Raw genomic sequence first — 17,362 nt, 5'->3', positions numbered from 1 at the left:
TGCAATCCTGCCTGGATAATGGCCCTGAAATGGCAATGGTGGATTCCGATAAAGGGATCACCAACCTGCACGTTCCGAGTGATATCATCATCGATGCCTCGATGGCAGCGGCCATCCGCACCTCAGGGAAGATGTGGGGTCCAGATGGTAAGGAGCACGATACCCTTGCCCTGATACCGGACACCAGTTACGCGGGGATTTATCAGTCTGCCATTGATTTCTGCCGGGACAACGGCGAGTTCGATCCGACCACGATGGGAACCGTGCCGAATGTCGGCCTGATGGCTCAGAAGGCCGAGGAATATGGTTCACACGACAAAACGTTTGAAGCCCCTGGCGACGGTGCGATCCGTCTTGTTGATGCCGCGGGCAACACCCTGATCGAACAGCCAGTTGAAAAAGATGATATTTTCAGAAGCTGCATCGTAAAAGATATCCCGATTCAGGATTGGGTGAAGCTTGCTGTGACCCGAGCCCGCCTGTCGAATACACCGGTAGTATTCTGGTTGAACAAGGACCGTGCGCATGATGCGGAGTTGATCAGGAAACTGGACGTTTACCTGAAAGACCATGATACGAATGGATTGGATATTCAGGTTATGGCTCCTGTAGACGCGATGAAGCATTCGCTGCAACGAGCGAAAGAAGGTAAGGACACGATCAGTGCGACCGGTAATGTACTGCGAGACTATTTGACGGACTTGTTTCCGATTCTGGAGTTGGGAACCAGCGCGAAGATGTTGTCAATCGTTCCGTTGATTGCCGGCGGCGGTCTTTTTGAGACCGGAGCGGGAGGATCCGCGCCCAAGCATGTCCAGCAGTTTGTCAAAGAAGGGCACTTGCGATGGGAATCTCTGGGAGAGTTCCTGGCCTTGTCTGAATCGCTGGCGCACTTGAGCCGTTACAAAAACAACTCAAAAGCACAGGTGCTGGCCGACGCCCTGGAACGCGCAACGGGTAAATTAATGGAGAACAAGAAGTCACCGGGCCGTGTTGTGGGCGAGCTGGACAATGCCGGAACGCATGTGTATGAAGCGCTTTACTGGGCGCAGGAACTGGCATCGCAGGACGAAGACGCGGAACTCAAAGCCAAATTTGGTCCTGTGGCGCAGGAGCTTGAGTCCAAGTTGAATACGATTATTGAAGAGCTGAACGCTGCCAAGGGGCAACCGAAAGACATCGGTGGTTATTACCGACCCGATGCCGGTAAGGTTGCTTCCGCGATGCGGCCCAGCGACACGTTCAATAATATTCTGAATAGTTTGAATTAATAACTATAACAACAATAAATGTTCTAAATGTTTGAACATTTTAATTCATGTTCCTCGGATATTGTCTCCGGAGTTAATAGCAAGTATTTGACTGAGTTCATATATGTTAAGTTTTTATTGACGATGAACATATTGCTGTTACTCCGGGACTTTCGGGGAATATGAGAATTGGTAATTTTCTCTTTTCATTTACTGGTTTTCAGATTTGCTAAAATTAGAAGATTAAGTTGAAAAGAGATTGCGAAGATATGCTCTCTCAGTTATATTTAATTTGTCTTATTTTTGTTGGTTTGACGTACTTCACTCAGAGTTATGACCTCAAATAAAAGGTGATAGCAGTATTTTCATCCTATGCAACCCATGTTATCCTGCTCCAATAATAAACGATAGAAGGGAGAGTATTTATGGATAGAATTGCAGACTTCATGAGCTCACCTCCATTGAGTGTTGATGTAAATTCGACGGCTGAGGTTGGGGCGCAATTAATGTGCGAGAAAAAAATAACCTCCCTTCTTATAAAAGAAGGAGCAGATTATGTGGGTATTGTGACTTCAACAGACCTTGTGCAAAAACTGGTTGCCAAAGGTTTGAACCCTAAAGAGACAAAAATGTCTTCTGTTATGTCTAAGCCTATTATAAGCATGGGATACCATTTGCCTAGAAGCGATGCCAATGAACTTATGCTAAGAAAAAAAATCAAACATCTTGCAGTGACAAAAGAGGGCAATGTTGTAGGTATCCTTACAACAAAGGATATGATAGCGGGTGGAGGGGGCAAGTCAGTCTATTAATAAACATTTAAAAAACACTGTTGCTCACCAGTACGGATTTGTTTTTAAGTGTGAAAAGAGGAAACAATATCCATGGGTATGCCATCAAATCCTACTGAAGTTCCCAAGGGTAACTTTAATGGATTTAAATCTCATTTTAAACACGATATCCTCTCAGGATTTTTAGTTTTTCTTATTGCTTTACCACTATGTTTGGGGATTTCTCTAGCATCGGGTTACCCCGCCGTTGCCGGTATATTTACTGCCATCATTGGCGGATTAGTTGCCACCTTCATTAGCAATTCAGAACTTACAATTAAGGGACCTGCTGCAGGATTGATTGTTATCGCATTAGGTTGTGTGCAGGAATTCGGCTTTACTGGTGGAGTGGACCCTGAAAAAGACTTTCAAGCCTATCGACTGGCATTGGGTGTCGGTGTTGTGGCTGGTATATATCAAATTATACTGGGTCTTTTTCGTGTAGGGGTGCTTATGAAGCTTTTTCCGTCAGCAGCGATTCACGGCTTGCTGGCTTCCATTGGAATCATTATTATCTCCAAACAATTTCCTGTCTTGATGGGTCTGAGCCCACAGGGCGCACCTCTGGAATTACTCGCTAGTATCCCTTCCTTTATTATCAACATGAACCCCAGAGTAGGACTCATAGGTCTTTTGGGGGTAGCTATTGTTTTAAGCTATGGATACATTAATAATCCCAGGTTGAAAGTTATTCCTGCCCCCATGCTGATGTTGTTGATAATTGTTCCGTTGGGAACGTTTTTGGGAATAGGTGTGGAGGGGACTTATACGTTCAATAGCCAAACCTTCGAATTGGGTCAAAAATTTTTAGTCAATGTACCCGGTAACTTGCTGAACGCTGTGACGCTGCCTGACTTTTCGGGAATAACCACGGAGACCGGTATTAAATACACCCTCCTTTTTGCGATCATTGGAACTTTGGAGAGCATGCTGAGTGCAAAGGCAATTGATCAGATTGACCCGTGGAAGCGAAAAACAAACCTGGACCGTGACTTGTTGGCAACCGGAATGGCCAACACATTATCCGCTTTCATTGGTGGACTGCCCATGATTTCTGAAATTGTCCGAAGTAAGGCCAATATTGATAACGGGGCTAAAACCCGGTTTGCCAATTTTTATCATGGGATGTTTTTGCTGCTCTGTGTCGCACTCATTCCGGGACTGATTAATCAAATCCCGCTCGCTGCTTTGGCAGCGTTATTGGTTATCACAGGATACCGCCTTGCCTCTCCCCATGAGTTTATAACTATATACCGTGAAGGAAGAGACCAGTTTGTTATTTTCGTATCGACCATTTTAGGTGTGCTTGCCACGGATTTGTTGAAGGGATTGGCAATTGGGATTGCTGTCAAGATCATCATCCACTTTATTCGTGGTGGATCCGTCTTTAGTTTGAACGCCAAAATCATTCCTGAAAGAGATCAATCAATCACCATCTTTTTACGGGGGTCCATCATTTTTAGTTCGTGGATTCCTCTGCAGAGGCAGCTTCAACGTTTTCTTGATGATGGGAAGCGGGTAACTCTGGATATCACAGAAACAAAACTTGTAGACCGCAGGGTTATGTCTAAAATTGAAGATTGGAAAAAGATTTTCAAAGATAAAGGCCTGGAGTTGAATGTGAAAGCTATGTACACATCAATTGATGAGTGATCAATACCCGGAAACTTATGCTGGTTTCAGGGTGAGATCAGTCCCCCCTTCCCACCTCTCAGGTGAAAAGCCTAAAATTTTAATGATAGCCCTTTTATTTTTTTAAATAATTAATCTTTATTTTCTGACTTTTCTTTCTGCAATTGATCCAAAAGCTGGTTGAAACTTTGACTCAGGCTGCCCAATTCATTTCTGGAACTAGCTGGCAGGCGTTTTCCCTCATAATTTCCATGTGCGAGTTCATCTGCCATTTTACATACTTCCAGGATAGGTTCGCTGATTGAGCGGGCGATATTTGCGCTCAATACACCGCTGATCAGTGCTGCGGTAACAAACAAAGCCACCAGCAGGACTATCAAAAAATGAGTTTTTCTGGAAATCTCCGCAACATCATTTTCCAGCAATTGTTCTTGAACCGAGGTCATATCATTCAAAAGTTCTTTGATTCGGAATGCAACGGGGGCAGCCTCTGTCTTTAGCCAATAATTGGCCAGATTCCATTTTTCACCGGAACGTATACGAATGATTTCTTCCAATAAAGGGCCGAATTTATCAAGTTTGTTTTGTACAAACTCAATATTTTTCAACTGCTCTTTGTTAAAGTTGTTAATATTTCTGCTTAATAATTCTCTGTACTCAGAATTTTTTCTCCAGTTTTCCAGGGATTCCTTTTTGAACTCCTGTTTGCCGGATAATAAAAATTCATCCGCTCTTTCCAAAGCCAAGCTGGTTGTGGTTTCAATATTAGCGAGAATTTCTACAAGCCGTTTATTTTTTTTGGTTTTATTGTCTTTCATGCCCAGCTTGATCATATTAGAAAGGGTATCGACAATAAATTTTTCCAAAGGTTCTGCTTTATTGAAAAGTATCTTTTGAGCCGGGGAGTTTTCCGGGCTTCTGGCGATATCTTCAATTTTCTTTTGTGCCATTTTAATGTTATTGATTTCTTCTTCAATAGACTTTAACCGGGTTTTGTTTTCTGGGTCTGTCCATCTCGGAGCAAGCTCATGCATTAACTTTAGGGAAGGGTTAATTTGCTCTTTCCAGGCTATTGAACGTTCTGTTTTGAATTTGGGATCGCCCAGAAGAATCCATCCACGCAAAGAAGCTAACGAATGGTTCATGCCATTTAACATCATAAGACTGGCATGAGCAGTAGGGGTTCGAAGCTCAACCACTCTTTTAGTCGTTACTTCCATGGTTCTCACTTGTTGAATGGTGAGCAATACAACTCCCATTAAAATCAGGGTGAGGACCGCAAAACCCAAACCTACTTTCTTGCCTATTGTCATATCTCTAAAATTAAACATCTCTTAGTCATTCACTCCATTTCATTCGGAATCTAAAGTGCTAATACTCTCTATTAAATTTCATCAGGAAGATAGGATGAGAACAGTAAATTTTGTTTGCTGTTCAATTATTACATAACTTAAAGTCTATTTTGAGGATTTAACTTATTTTTCCATTATTTTTTTCAAATATTCAAGGAAACAGCACCTATTCTCCCTCATCCGGTCATACAGCTCAAAATATTGCCTCCCAATCCACTCTGATATAGGTTGATATAACTAGATGGATCGGTGGGGTTGAAATCTCATTTTTTTGGTTATATCTCAGTAAAAAACTTCTGTCAGGTGTACCTGTTAACCTTGAAGCGGTAAAGCTCGAAATTTTCTGCTTCTTTGATTCCGCCTTTTTTCAAGCAAACTTTCAATTGCTGCTCAACTGTTTTGATGTTTTCCAGGTTTGGTAGAAGTAGTCCTCTTTTTTCCCCTTGCTTTACTATCAACCCATAGTGACTTACATCTAATAACTTGGTGTTGCCAATTTTTTCTGGTGGGGTCAAAACATCTACCGAAAAGGTGAGTTCATTTAGTTCGTTCTTTTTTATAGCAGGAAACCGGGGGTCTTCTTTAGCCGCTTTGATAGCATTCTTAATGACTTCTTCAGCGATATTGTCATATTTCGGTGAAATAGTGCCAATACAACCCCTTAACAGGCCGTTTTTTTTTATTGAGACAAAAGTTCCCGCCTGGGTTTGCATTTCTTTTGGTATTGGGTTGGGGCAGGGGAGGAATTCTCCATTTTCTAAATAGTGTTTAACTGAACGAATGGCAAGATCAACCAATGGATGATAAGGCATCATATTTTTCTCAGCGAATAATACCTGCCATTATATAGCAAAAGTAACAGGATGAGATATATGTGGGTTCGAGCAGTTCGGTATGTTTGATTGAGCTGTGATGAAGGCGCTGGCTGGTTAAGCTTTGAGCGCGACGTCAGGCTGGTGCCGGCTATGAATATAATCTGCTACCGCATCAAAGTGTTCGATATATTCTGGGGCAGGAAAATGGGCTTTTCTAAGATGAGATTTGGCACGATCAATATAAAACCTTGCTAAATTTACAGTATATTCTATTGATTTATGATTGTGCATATGTCCAAGGACATACTGTAAGTCTTTTTCAGTTAAGTTTTCGTTTTTAATGAAACCCTCAATCTCTCTTTTCAGTGACCGGTCAGCGTTGTGATAAAGGTGGTGCAAAGGCAAGGTGACATGCCCTTCTTTAAAATCGGTTCCCGGTGGTTTGCCTAGTACTGCTTCGTTGGCATTGTAGTCGAGTGCATCATCCATCAACTGAAAGGCCATGCCAAAATCATCGCCAAAAGAGATTATCGCTGTTTCCTGCTGTTCGGTAGCATTTGCCAGAAGGCCTCCCAATCGGGCACTTACTGAAATCATGGATCCGGTTTTTCGGTGGATCACATCAAGTATATGTTTTTCACTTACTTTGATATTACGGGCTTCGGTATATTCGTGAATGCCACCTTCGACAAGAACTTTTGTAGCTTCAGTAACAGCCTGAATGATTTTTCGATCACAATCCTGTGCCAGAATCAGGATCGCACGGGATATGAGGAAATCTCCAACCAATATGCTGGCATCACTCCCCCATTTAGCATTTACGGTTTCTTTGCCTCGACGGACAGTGGTTTCATCGACTACATCATCGTGCAGGAGTGTGGCAGCATGGATGTATTCGACCACACAACCGTGCTTGACAACCGTATCATCGGTCTCGCGTCCACATAGCTTGGCCCCAAGCAGTGTGAGAATGGGTCGGATGCGCTTGCCACCACAGCTCATAAGATATGAACTGATTCCTGGAATCAGGGGTACATCTGACTTATAGTTCTCATTAATTGCTTTTTCGACCCTGGTTAGATCGTTTTTTAATTCCTGTGTGACGTCCCTGAAATCCATATCGAACCTGAAATGTCAAGCCACTCCTTGATTTGTCCCTTATTTTTGCTTGTTAGGGAAAAGCACGGCTAGTAGGCTGTTTTTTAATCCGTTACTCATTGGAAAGGCACTAGTTTTATGGGAATTTAGCGGGTTTGTCAAGGCATTTATGGCTGGTATTTGGTTGTGATATGCTTGTATTAGCGTACCCTATTGAACTTAGGGCTGTTTCAAGTTTGATGGGCAGGTGGGAACATGCCTTTCCCAAACCGATTTTATGCCAGGATTGTACAAAGTCTGCTCCACAGAATAAAAGGGCTAAATATAAATGAATAAGGTTTCTGTCATTATTCCGACATTCAATCGTGGTTATTGTATCGCTGAGTCGATTCAGTCGGTGCTGGATCAAAGTTATCGAGACTTTGAATTGATTGTTGTAGATGATGGATCAACAGATAATACAACTGAAGTGGTGTGCCAGTTTCCCAAAATCAAGCATATTAAACTGGAAGAGAATCGAGGGGTTTCCTATGCGCGAAACATAGGCCTGGAGCAAGCTGAAGGAGAATGGATCGCTTTTCTAGACTCAGATGATTTGTGGCAAAAAGAGAAACTGCATGCACAGGTGAATTATGTCGAATGCAACCCTGGTTGTCATGCGGTCTATACAGATGAAATCTGGATTCGTAATGGGGTTCGGGTTAATGCTATGAACAAGCATCGTAAATATTCCGGGGACATTTTTCGTTATTGTCTGCCCCTTTGTATTGTCAGCCCTTCTTCAGTATTGCTGAATGCTGATTTGTTGAGAAATGTTGGGGGGTTCGATGAGTCGATGTCAGTTTGTGAAGATTACGATTTATGGTTACGTCTTTCAAAGCGTGTTCCTTTTTATTTTATTGAAGAGAAGCTAATAATAAAACGTGGTGGACATGTTGATCAGTTATCGCGTAAGTATTGGGGAATGGATCGCTGGAGGGTTCAGGCGCTGGAAAAACTCTTGCTTGAAAATGATTTAAAGGAAGAACAAAAGGATTGGGTTTTGGAAATGTTCCATGAAAAATGCGGTATTCTTGTTGCTGGCTATAGTAAAAGAGGTAAAACACAGGAAGCGGGTCATTATCAGAGCCTTGCGGCTAAGTATTGTGCCCGCAGCAGCGAAAATTTGGTGTGATGAATCGATTAAAGAGTTTTATATTTTTAATAATATTTTTTCCACAGATGGGAATTGCGGAATCACGGCCGGATACGGTTGTGAATAAGATCCGTGAGACCAGTATAAAAATTTTGTATGAGGCGTATAAAAGTGAGAGGGCATTTTTGCGAGCGGCGGCGGCACGAGCGGCGGGAGAATCCCAGGATGCTGAGTTGGCGCCTCTACTCAATAAGGCCACTGAAGATGTTTACCCAACAACCCGTTTGTTTGCCTTGCAGGGGTTGCAGAAGGTTTCCACCTCCGAGGCCTTGAAGGCGGCACGCAGGATGACAGAAGATACCGATATTTGGGTTCGCAGTGCCGCAGTTGAAATATTGGGGGATGAAGGTGGGCCGGAAGTGGTGGACGAAGTGCGTAGATTTTTGAAGTCCTACGATGTCCCTGTACGAATGGCGGCATCTTCCGGGTTGGTTAAGCACGGTGAAGAAAAATATTTGGAAGACGTTCTGGACCCACTCACACACCCTATACCTGACCGCAGATATCAGGCCATAGGCTATCTGGGTAAAATTGGTACTGAGGCAGTTCTGCCTCACCTTTCAGAGTTGTTCAACCATGCAGAACCGGAAATGGTGTTCTATAGCCTGAAAGCTCTTGAAGGAAAATCCACAATTGAAATGTTGCCAAAACTCAGGGAGTTGCTTCGGAGCGAAAATCCATCCATTCGCCAGGCTGCTGCTTTGGCAATGAGTAATATGCGTGTTGCAGAGGAAGATTTAATCCCTTTATGTGCCGACAACGATGGAATGGTGAAATTATCGGCTGCACTGGCACTGAACCGAATGGGGTCTGAATCCTGTCAGATAGTGTTCGAAGAGTTGTTGAAGCATACCGATTATACTGTGCGAAGTTCTACCGCGCGTGTTTTAGGAGAATCGAAGGTTCCTGACCGTGTGAGGCTGTTGAAAATTGCATTGGAGGATAAACACTCTCGGGTACGAACAGCGGCGGTGCGTGCTGTGGGAATGATGGGAGGTCCTGAAGCGTTTCCAATTTTAGCGGAATTGTTGCAGGATTCTCTGGAAGTTGTCCGAACCTACGCGGCTGGCAATATTATACATCTATTGCGGTAATCCAACTGTTTACATCTGACGGTCGTATTTTCTTTTTAAGCATAAGGTTTGAAATCAGTATAGCCTTCTTTTTCAAAAGAAAACCATATACTCATATCAGCATCTGGAGCTAGAGGCCAGCCGTTTCGAAATCGATCCACAAGATCAGGGTTGCTTATAAAAGGGCGTCCAAATGCTATGAGGTCAGCCCTTTTTTCTTCAATGGCCTCTTCTGCTGTCTCTTGAGTGTATCCACAGTTCCCGATCAAGGGACCGGAAAAAACTTTTCGGAAATCCAGTAATGTCATTGGCTCCCCAAGTTCATGGAAACCGAATCCAATGCCGTCCATCACATGGAGGTAAGCCAACCCGGTTTTATCCAACTGGCTTGCAGCATAGGTGAAGGTTTCACGGAAATCTTCAGAACCCATATCGTTATAGTTTCCATTAGGACTCAATCGAACTCCTACCCTGTTCGCAGGCCAGACTTCTGTGACGGCTGTGACTGTTTCCTTTAGCAATCTGAATCTGTTTTCCACCGATCCGCCATATCTGTCAGAACGCTTGTTAGTTCTGGATTGGAGGAACTGGTCCAGAAGGTATCCATTAGCACTATGTATCTCTACGCCGTCAAATCCTGCCTTCTTAGCTCGAGAGGCTGCTTTTTTATAGTCTTCGACAATGGCTGGTATTTCATTGGTATTGAGTTCCCGAGGTGTTTCGTGATCTTTCTTCCCCTGTGGGGTGTGTATATATTCTCCATTAAGTTTTATAGCTGAGGGGGCCACAGCCGGTTCTCCATTATGAAAAGCACTGTGTGAGGCCCGACCGCAATGCCATAACTGTAGAAATATATATGACCCCCTACTATGAACTGCCCTGGTGACCTTTTCCCAGGACTCACCTTGCCTGTCAGAGTAAATACCGGGGGAATTGACCCAACCATTGGCCTGTTTGGAAATAACGGTAGCTTCAGTAATGAGAAGCCCTGCGGAGGACCTTTGCGAATAATATTCCGCCATCAGGTTGTTGGGCATTCGTTCCTCACCCGCTCTGGCTCGCGTCATAGGGGCTAATACAACACGGTTATCAAGTTTTATATCGCCCAATTGAAATGAACTGAGCAATTCGGTTGGACGGGTTGTCATTTTGAAATCTCCTGAAGACAATTTTTTGAAATTTTATAATTAATATCCTTCGTCTACTTTTAGGTGCTTAACAAAAATTTCATTTGATGGAGAACATGTATTCTTTGTGCATTAGGTTAAAAGCTCTCCCGAACCAAGAATATGTGTTTCTCCATCTGAGGTTTGCAGGATGAGTCTGCCATCAGAGTCGAGACTCATCGCTATACCCGTTATAGAAACCCCCTTTTGATGGACGGTCACTGTTTTACCAAACATGTCTGTATTAGATGTCCATTTTTGAAGAAGACTTTGTTTGTTCCCATTTAGATACTCTTCGTAACCGCAGTCCAGGTTTTTCAGCAGACTGAGAATAAGGTCTGCGCGATTGATTGAGTTCCCAGTTTCCATTTTCATTGAAGTGGCAATATCCTGGATATCGCTGGGAAACTGAGTCTGGTTCATATTAATTCCTATTCCTACGATTACTGCTTTGCCGGGGATATGTTCACATAGAATGCCTGAAAGTTTTTTGCCGTTTAATAGGATGTCATTAGGCCATTTTAGTCTTGCCTGCTTCGCACCATTTTGTTGTATGGCGGAAACTGTCGCTACCCCTGCCATCAGAGTGATGAAGTGCAGGTTTTCTGGGGGCAAATGGGGCTTTAAAAGTATCGAGAGATAGAGCCCGGTACCGGACTCAGAATGCCATGTACGCCCTTGTCTGCCACGCCCATGAGTCTGTAAATCGGAAATAACAACGGTCCCTTCTGGCAGGGTCAGGTCACGCCGAATTTCCTCACTGGTAGAATCAGTTTGAGGTAGAACCTTTAGTGGATGACCAATCCTGATGGTATTGAGCCTTTTCTGAAGGGCTGAAATATCAATATCGAAAGATGAACCCAAGGTAACTCCTTGAAGTTAAAGGTCTGTGGTATAAAATCTTATCTGCGTATATTGTAAAGGAAATTACCAGAAAATGATTGAAATCTTATCTAAATATTGATAAAAAGCTTATTCCAAAAACGGTTTCACGCTTGGGAAACATTGATTTGGAAACCGAAACCTTTTGAGAGGAGAGGGCTGGATGAAAAAGTTTTTAGCTTCATTTGTTTGGATTTCACTCGTGTTGGTTATGGCTTCTTGTTCCCTGGAACAAAGGTGTTATGAGGGAGAATGCGAACCACCCGAAGGTCATGAGGCCGCTGAAGAGAAACATTAATCTGCTTATGCAGGTAGCAATAACCTTTTCTCACGCATGTGAGCTGTTATTGCCAGTGACCTTGCGTGGTAAATAGGTATGAGTATTTGGCAGGGAACGATAGGGTTCCCTGCCTTTTTGCGTTCATGAATTTTTTTCCTTCCTTCCCGGCTTTCCGCTGAGTTATTTACCGTTTCTTATATTATTAATGCCCGGCTAATCGCTTGAAAGCCTTGCAAAGTCAGTGCTACAATAGGCTAAATTAAAAGGTGATCAGTGTTGCGGTCAGCCTGTAAATTTGCGTTGGCCGGAAAAGGTGGGAGTTTGAGATCCATACTCTTCTGGATCTTCAAACGTCATCTTTTTCTTTTTGTTCAAGAATCAAGGAGATACGAGTCCATGGCGGAAGAAAATAGTATAACGGTGGAAGAAGTTCGCATTGCCCAGGAGAGCCTGAAAAGTGGCATCACGTTACATGAAAAGAAAAATTTCAAGGAAGCTATTGAGGAGTTTAAAAAATCCGCAATGACTCACCCCTTTGACTCTAAACATGTTGATGAGCTGGGAGCGAAGTTGAAGTCGGGTAGTTATAAGTTGCAACAGGAAAGTATCGCCTACATGGGTTGCGCTGCAGTTCATCTCAACAAATTGATTCAAGGTCTTGAACCGGGTCAGAGTCAGGAAGTTCCGGTTGATGAGTCTTTAATGAATGCTTTTAAGGAATGGCAATGAGTGTAGAAAACAGGGAATTTCTTCATGAAGTTATGAGAAGAGAGATCAGGGATCGAAAAATTCCTTTAAGCCTGGGAAAAACCTGCCCTGTGAAATGTACGTTTTGTTATGAGATGGATCATAGCTACCGCCAGACTTTTGATATGCCCCTCACAACACAAGAGGATTGGGAGTTCATCTTAAATGAAATCCAGACTTACCCCACTCGTGAGACAGAGTCCTGGGTTTTGGGGGGCAACGAATATATGGAGTGGACTGACCTTGCCTTGCACCCGAAGGCGATGGACTGGATTGAAGAATTCCTGGAAAGGACGGATAAGAACATCATTATGTTTTCTGTGGGTTACTTTGACCCGAAAAGGATTAACAGGCTTGCGGAAAAGTTTCCAGGGCGCATTAATTTTGAACTCTCGGTGATTACGCTGGGTTCTTATCGAAAGCAATTAATGCCAAAGGGGCCGACTGTCAATCAGGTTTTGGAGGTGTTGGATGGTCCGGCTGTAACTTCGGCCAATTTCTACTCATTTGGTCCCGGCACCATGTCTGTAGATGCAGAAACCATCTCAAAAATCAACAAAAACTGTTTGCTTTGGATGGGCTGCTTGACTCCTCTAAAGTATATTGATGAGAAAACCACTGCTTTAATGAGGCAGGGAAAACGGTATCTCGCTGATGAATCAAAAAGAATTTATGAAATGAATTTGCCAAATGTCCAGATGATTCATACTGAGTCAGACATTACCTCATTTCTGAATCGCAATAAAATAATAAAAACGTTTGATGCTTGTGAATTGGAAAAAAAAGACTGGATCGTCATGGCAGGCAACGTTTACAGAGTTTTGCAAATGTTTCGCCGAGGGCGTGCCCGTTTTCTCTATGTTCCCAATGAAACACTTGGGGGTGACTCAGATTGCACAACTTTATTGACTTTCAGTGATGTTGCTAAAAGAATAACTAATCAGAGGGTGGTGCATCTTCCACGTGTAATCATGGAGAAATCTTCTAATGATGAAAGAGATATTTCGGGAGTCTCTTTTGATGAGTTTAAAGAACGTTTCCCCCGCATACGTTTTAAGGTTCTCAACAAGGTGAATTCTGATCTTTCAAATAAAAAACTGTATGAAAAGGGTTACTTGAAAAATTATGTCGAAGATTATCTGCGAAATCCTCTATCGAAAAAGTTTGAGGCCATTGCACATCCCAACTAGGAGATGAGTAAACTTTGGGCAATTCAGGAGCGGTTTTAAAGATGGAAAGGGAATGGGAATGCAGTACAGGCTAAAAATTGTGTTTGTGGATAACCAGGAACTAATTCTGGATACAACCCAAAAGCATGGGTTCAGTGATGATTTAGAATTATTTGAGGTGACGACTTCTGAAGAAATTTTTGTGATTCCCTTGAAGCAGATCAAATATATTTCCTGCGATTCCAAAATCTTCGAGAAATAACCATCCGCTTTTTGTCCTGAATTGGGTTAAAAACGAACGCGGGCTTTCTTCATCCAGTCGGCTTCGTCAAAAGTTCCCTGGAAATACTTTTCAAAAAGGATTTCGTTCAGCGTCAATGCTTTTCCATCAATAACGCTTCCTTCCACTAAAGGTGGTTTATTTTCTTTTTTTCTGATCTTTTCTGATGAAGATTGCTTGGGTTCGAGTTTGTAGTTGCTGGAGTTCGAGTATTTTTCGCTGATCATCTGGTACAGTTCATCAAGACTTAAAAACAGATTCAATACAGCCTTTTCATTCATTTGATTCTGTTCCTTAAACCTGGCAAGGATATCTCGCACATCTTTGGACGCTACGATGGATTCCAAAATGGCATCATTTAACTTTTCATATTCATGGTCCAAAAATTCGTCAGAATCTTCCATAAGTATTTCTCCTGAAGTTAAAAAATATATACGGGTGTAACAGCAAAACCGGTGCCATTTACCTCCTTCAAGGTAAAAGTGCTGCAACTAGTTAAAAATATTAGGCTTATGATGGTTTTAGGGCTGTCAAAATTTTTACTTAAATCAAGAAAAATCCTTATTTTTTGTGTTTGATGTTGGGATTTTTGACAAAGAAACTGCCCAAACTGCGTTCTTTTTATTTATTTTGTAGAAATACGAATAAATGGAATGGCCAGGCTAGATATGACTTTCACGGCTTGTATTGAAAAAATTCATGGATTATTATGGATAGTACTTAAACTCTCTTTTGCTGGGAATTTTCATGTCAATTTTGGCTAAGAACCTGAAGGCGATCCGCAAAGAACTGGGTTGCACTCAATCCGTGATGTCGGAAATTCTAAAGGTGGGGTTTCGCACCTTTGTTCGTTATGAAGCAGGGGCCAGAGATGCTCCTGTGTCAGTATTAGTAAAAATTGCCAGGCTCGGAAATATATCTCTGGAGCAATTATTGACTTCAGAAGTGGGTAAGAATGATGTTGCTCCACTGCAGAAATTGAATAAAAGCGTATCATCAACAGAGGTGGGTGCTATTAATTTCAAGGAAGGTTCTGTGGTTTTCAATAATCCTTTTCGTGAGGAAATTATTACCTTGAATGATGATGAGAGAAAGATATTGACTCTTTTTCGAAAAATGGGTCCCCACATGCAAAAAGAATGTCTTGCAAACCTTGGGCAAATTGCGGAATTGGTCAATACTGCCGACTCAAAGAAGGATAAAGTCAGCAAGGATCAAATTAGCAAAAACGATACAGAACCTGGTTTTGAAAAGTCCTCTCAAGCTTCTCAACACCAACCTAAAGCCAAACGGAGACCCGGCAGAAAAAAGCTGGATAAAAAAGCTTTGCAAGAGAAGATAGACAAGCTTAAAATGCTCACCCGGAGTATTAATAAAACCACGGTGAAATAATATTCAGTGAAATATACTGGTGTCAGAAAGTCGTGGCACGGTGTCGCCGGATTGGTTGTTCTTTCCGCATTCCTTTTCCTTGAGTTTTATACCAACCTGTTTGAAAAAAGTGTCGGTTATTACTTAAAGTGGCAAAACCACAAAAGGCCTCAATTAGGTAGAATGTGGGATCGGGACCGGCAATCCCTGGTAGCACAAGCCAAGATAAAATCAATTCGATCTTCTCTGGATCTTCAGGAAGAAGCAGCCTTGGGAATTGCTTCCTTCAAACATTTGTTTGAAGAGATTTCTCCCGGATTTCCTCTTATAGTTTCTCGTGAAAAATTTCTACAACTTTATTTTGATTTTCCAGGGCAGTGGTCGGAGAGGATCATATCCTCATATGATCTGGTTGACTTAGATTCTAATAAAAACTGGGATCGGGTTTTCCTGAAGCGTTTTGGTCCGTGGATCACCCTGCAGTTTATAGACCGTCAAAATATTCCTATTCATGAACTATTTTTATCTGTAGACACTTTATATGAGGTTCAGGCTACTAGGACCGTAAAACGGGGGACTCTTGAAGATGCAAAGTTTACAGCTAACCGGATTTTCCCTATTTCTGAGTTTCTTCCTGTCTTAAAATCGCTGGACACCACGACTCAAAAAGCAGTATTTCCGGAACCTCGATGGTTTTTAGGAAAAAACTATCATGTAACCCGTATTGGCATTTCAGACTCACCTGCAGGGGAGCTTTCTCAGCACTTTTTATTTGGAGTGGAGTATGACACGGATTATTACACAGGGGTACTTTTAATACCTGTAGCAATGGAATTGGCGAATAACATGATGTCACAAATCGAAAAAACGGATCTGCCTGACTCGAGTTCAGATGGCGCACCGCCTTCTATAGGAGAGAGTCCTTGATAGGCCGCTTACTCCATGCCCTGAACCTGTTTCTGGTTACTTCAATTATATTTGTAGTTCTGATTGTGGCTGGACTGTATTTCTGGTTAAAACAGGACCTACCTCAACTCCCCCAGGACCTGCAACATATCAACTTAAGCCTGCCCACAGAAATTTACTCATCAGATGGAGAACGCCTAAAAATTCTTGGTGAGAGGCACCCTGTAGCCCTGGAGGATATTTCTCCCTTTTTTACTAAAGCCATCATTAGTGTTGAAGATTCGCGGTTTTACAATCATAGCGGTATAGACCATAGAGGTTTAGTGCGGGCGCTTTGGACAAACATCCGTAAAAAAAGGATTGCTCAGGGAGGAAGTACTATTACCCAGCAACTTTCCAAGAACTTGTTTTTTTCTTTTGAGAGAAACTGGGTTCGTAAGATCAAAGAGCTGTTGATTGCTTTTCAGCTGGAGGCAACCTTCAGTAAAGATCAAATACTTCAGGCATATTGCAATCAGATATATTTTGGTAGTGGTGCTTATGGAGTGGAGGAGGCGGCCCAGGTGTATTTCAGAAAACGTGCCAAGGACCTTTCTTTACTTCAAGCGGCTCTCCTTGCGGGCCTGCCCAATTCTCCAAATAATGCGAATCCCTTTTCATATTTTGAAAGGGCGATGCAAAGAACAAAATACGTATTAGACAGGATGGTGGCTGAAAAGCTGATCAGTGTGGATGAAAAAGATACAGCTTTACAGTCCGATCTTGACCTTGTTAATCCCAGGGTAGAGTCGAATCCAAACCTTTATTTTGTAGATCGCGTATTGGAACAGTTGGAAAGAGACTATGGCAAGGAGTTCGTACACTTTGGGGGATTGAAGATTATCACCACGTTGGATTCCCGCTACCAGCAGTTTGCGGTCAACAGTGCTCACAACCATTTAGAAGCTTTAGAAGAGAAAATAGAAAAGGAGCCGGGAACAGGGCCGCTCCAGGCCGCTTTAGTGTCCATAGAGAATAAAAGTGGTGCGATTCGAGCCATGCTTGGCGGCAAAAACTATTCGCACAGTCAATTTAACCGGGCGGTTTCAAGCAACCGTCTTCCCGGCTCTTCTTTTAAACCCTTTGTATATTTTACTGCAATGGAGGAGTTGGGTTATTCGCCTGCTACTGTGGTTGTGGATGAGCCGCTGACTATAGATATCCCCGGCAGCGAACCGTGGAGCCCGCAGAATTTTGATGAGGAGTTTGCTGGGAATCTTATTTTGAAAAAAGCCCTGATGAAGTCCATTAACATTATTTCTGCAAAACTACTAAAT

At 42.6% G+C, this 17,362-nt stretch carries 17 protein-coding genes; 11 read left to right on the top strand and 6 right to left on the bottom strand.

What is annotated here, in order from left to right; all coding sequences use genetic code 11:
* The 3 genes from F3741_11535 to F3741_11525 all read left to right on the top strand — a co-directional run.
* The coding region (locus F3741_11535; GenBank protein MZG31411.1) for an NADP-dependent isocitrate dehydrogenase at positions 1–1,271 on the top strand (1,271 nt) is incomplete at its 5' end.
* A 404-nt stretch (positions 1,272–1,675) separates the two neighbouring features.
* On the top strand, positions 1,676–2,062 hold the full coding sequence (locus F3741_11530; GenBank protein MZG31410.1) for a CBS domain-containing protein: 387 nt from the start codon (positions 1,676–1,678) through the stop codon (positions 2,060–2,062).
* Positions 2,063–2,134: 72 nt separating this feature from the next.
* Positions 2,135–3,733: a SulP family inorganic anion transporter gene (locus F3741_11525; protein MZG31409.1), complete on the top strand. Its 1,599-nt coding sequence runs from the start codon at positions 2,135–2,137 to the stop codon at positions 3,731–3,733.
* A 110-nt stretch (positions 3,734–3,843) separates the two neighbouring features.
* On the opposite strand, the gene F3741_11520 is transcribed toward F3741_11525, so the two are convergent.
* The 3 genes from F3741_11520 to F3741_11510 all read right to left on the bottom strand — a co-directional run bounded on the left by F3741_11520 (position 3,844) and on the right by F3741_11510 (position 6,998).
* Entirely contained in the window at positions 3,844–5,043 is a 1,200-nt protein-coding gene (locus F3741_11520) for a HAMP domain-containing protein (GenBank protein ID MZG31408.1), read from the bottom strand.
* A 320-nt stretch (positions 5,044–5,363) separates the two neighbouring features.
* Positions 5,364–5,879, bottom strand: coding sequence for an AmmeMemoRadiSam system protein A (gene amrA / locus F3741_11515; protein MZG31407.1), 516 nt, complete (start codon positions 5,877–5,879; stop codon positions 5,364–5,366).
* A 114-nt stretch (positions 5,880–5,993) separates the two neighbouring features.
* Complete coding sequence (locus tag F3741_11510; protein MZG31406.1) at positions 5,994–6,998, bottom strand: polyprenyl synthetase family protein; 1,005 nt, start codon at positions 6,996–6,998, stop codon at positions 5,994–5,996.
* A 307-nt stretch (positions 6,999–7,305) separates the two neighbouring features.
* Between F3741_11510 and F3741_11505 the strand changes: the two genes are divergently transcribed.
* Together F3741_11505 and F3741_11500 are read left to right on the top strand one after the other, a co-directional pair.
* Entirely contained in the window at positions 7,306–8,151 is an 846-nt protein-coding gene (locus F3741_11505; GenBank protein ID MZG31405.1) for a glycosyltransferase, read from the top strand.
* Positions 8,151–9,266, top strand: a complete 1,116-nt coding sequence (locus F3741_11500; protein MZG31404.1) for a HEAT repeat domain-containing protein — start codon at positions 8,151–8,153, stop codon at positions 9,264–9,266. The genes F3741_11505 and F3741_11500 overlap by 1 nt, the downstream gene beginning before the upstream one ends.
* 35 nt (positions 9,267–9,301) lie before the next feature.
* Here the strand turns inward: F3741_11500 and F3741_11495 are convergent, their stop codons facing one another.
* Together F3741_11495 and F3741_11490 are read right to left on the bottom strand one after the other, a co-directional pair.
* Positions 9,302–10,393, bottom strand: coding sequence for an alkene reductase (locus tag F3741_11495; GenBank protein ID MZG31403.1), 1,092 nt, complete (start codon positions 10,391–10,393; stop codon positions 9,302–9,304).
* Positions 10,394–10,504: 111 nt separating this feature from the next.
* Positions 10,505–11,275: a biotin--[acetyl-CoA-carboxylase] ligase gene (locus F3741_11490; protein ID MZG31402.1), complete on the bottom strand. Its 771-nt coding sequence runs from the start codon at positions 11,273–11,275 to the stop codon at positions 10,505–10,507.
* A gap of 694 nt (positions 11,276–11,969) precedes the next feature.
* Here F3741_11490 and F3741_11485 point away from each other — a divergent pair.
* From F3741_11485 to F3741_11475, 3 genes are read left to right on the top strand one after another with little or no spacing between them, the layout of a single operon-like run.
* Positions 11,970–12,302, top strand: coding sequence for a hypothetical protein (locus F3741_11485; protein MZG31401.1), 333 nt, complete (start codon positions 11,970–11,972; stop codon positions 12,300–12,302).
* Entirely contained in the window at positions 12,299–13,510 is a 1,212-nt protein-coding gene (locus F3741_11480; protein ID MZG31400.1) for a radical SAM protein, read from the top strand. The genes F3741_11485 and F3741_11480 overlap by 4 nt, the downstream gene beginning before the upstream one ends.
* 58 nt (positions 13,511–13,568) lie before the next feature.
* Positions 13,569–13,751, top strand: a complete 183-nt coding sequence (locus tag F3741_11475) for a hypothetical protein (GenBank protein MZG31399.1) — start codon at positions 13,569–13,571, stop codon at positions 13,749–13,751.
* A gap of 26 nt (positions 13,752–13,777) precedes the next feature.
* Here the strand turns inward: F3741_11475 and F3741_11470 are convergent, their stop codons facing one another.
* Positions 13,778–14,173, bottom strand: coding sequence for a hypothetical protein (locus F3741_11470; GenBank protein MZG31398.1), 396 nt, complete (start codon positions 14,171–14,173; stop codon positions 13,778–13,780).
* Between the two features lie 343 nt (positions 14,174–14,516).
* On the opposite strand from F3741_11470, the gene F3741_11465 reads away from it, so the two are divergent.
* From F3741_11465 to F3741_11455, 3 genes are all read left to right on the top strand, one after another.
* On the top strand, positions 14,517–15,161 hold the full coding sequence (locus F3741_11465) for a helix-turn-helix transcriptional regulator (protein MZG31397.1): 645 nt from the start codon (positions 14,517–14,519) through the stop codon (positions 15,159–15,161).
* 6 nt (positions 15,162–15,167) lie between these two features.
* The gene (locus F3741_11460; GenBank protein MZG31396.1) at positions 15,168–16,067 is read left to right on the top strand and encodes a hypothetical protein; all 900 of its coding nucleotides are present in this window, start codon (positions 15,168–15,170) and stop codon (positions 16,065–16,067) included.
* Positions 16,064–17,362: peptidase (locus F3741_11455; protein MZG31395.1), on the top strand; the 1,299-nt coding region annotated here is incomplete at its 3' end. The genes F3741_11460 and F3741_11455, both read left to right, overlap by 4 nt.

The organism is Nitrospinota bacterium (genome assembly GCA_009873635.1).
Taxonomy (GTDB): Bacteria; Nitrospinota; Nitrospinia; order Nitrospinales; family VA-1; genus LS-NOB.
This window is presented reverse-complemented; position numbering and strand designations above follow the sequence as displayed.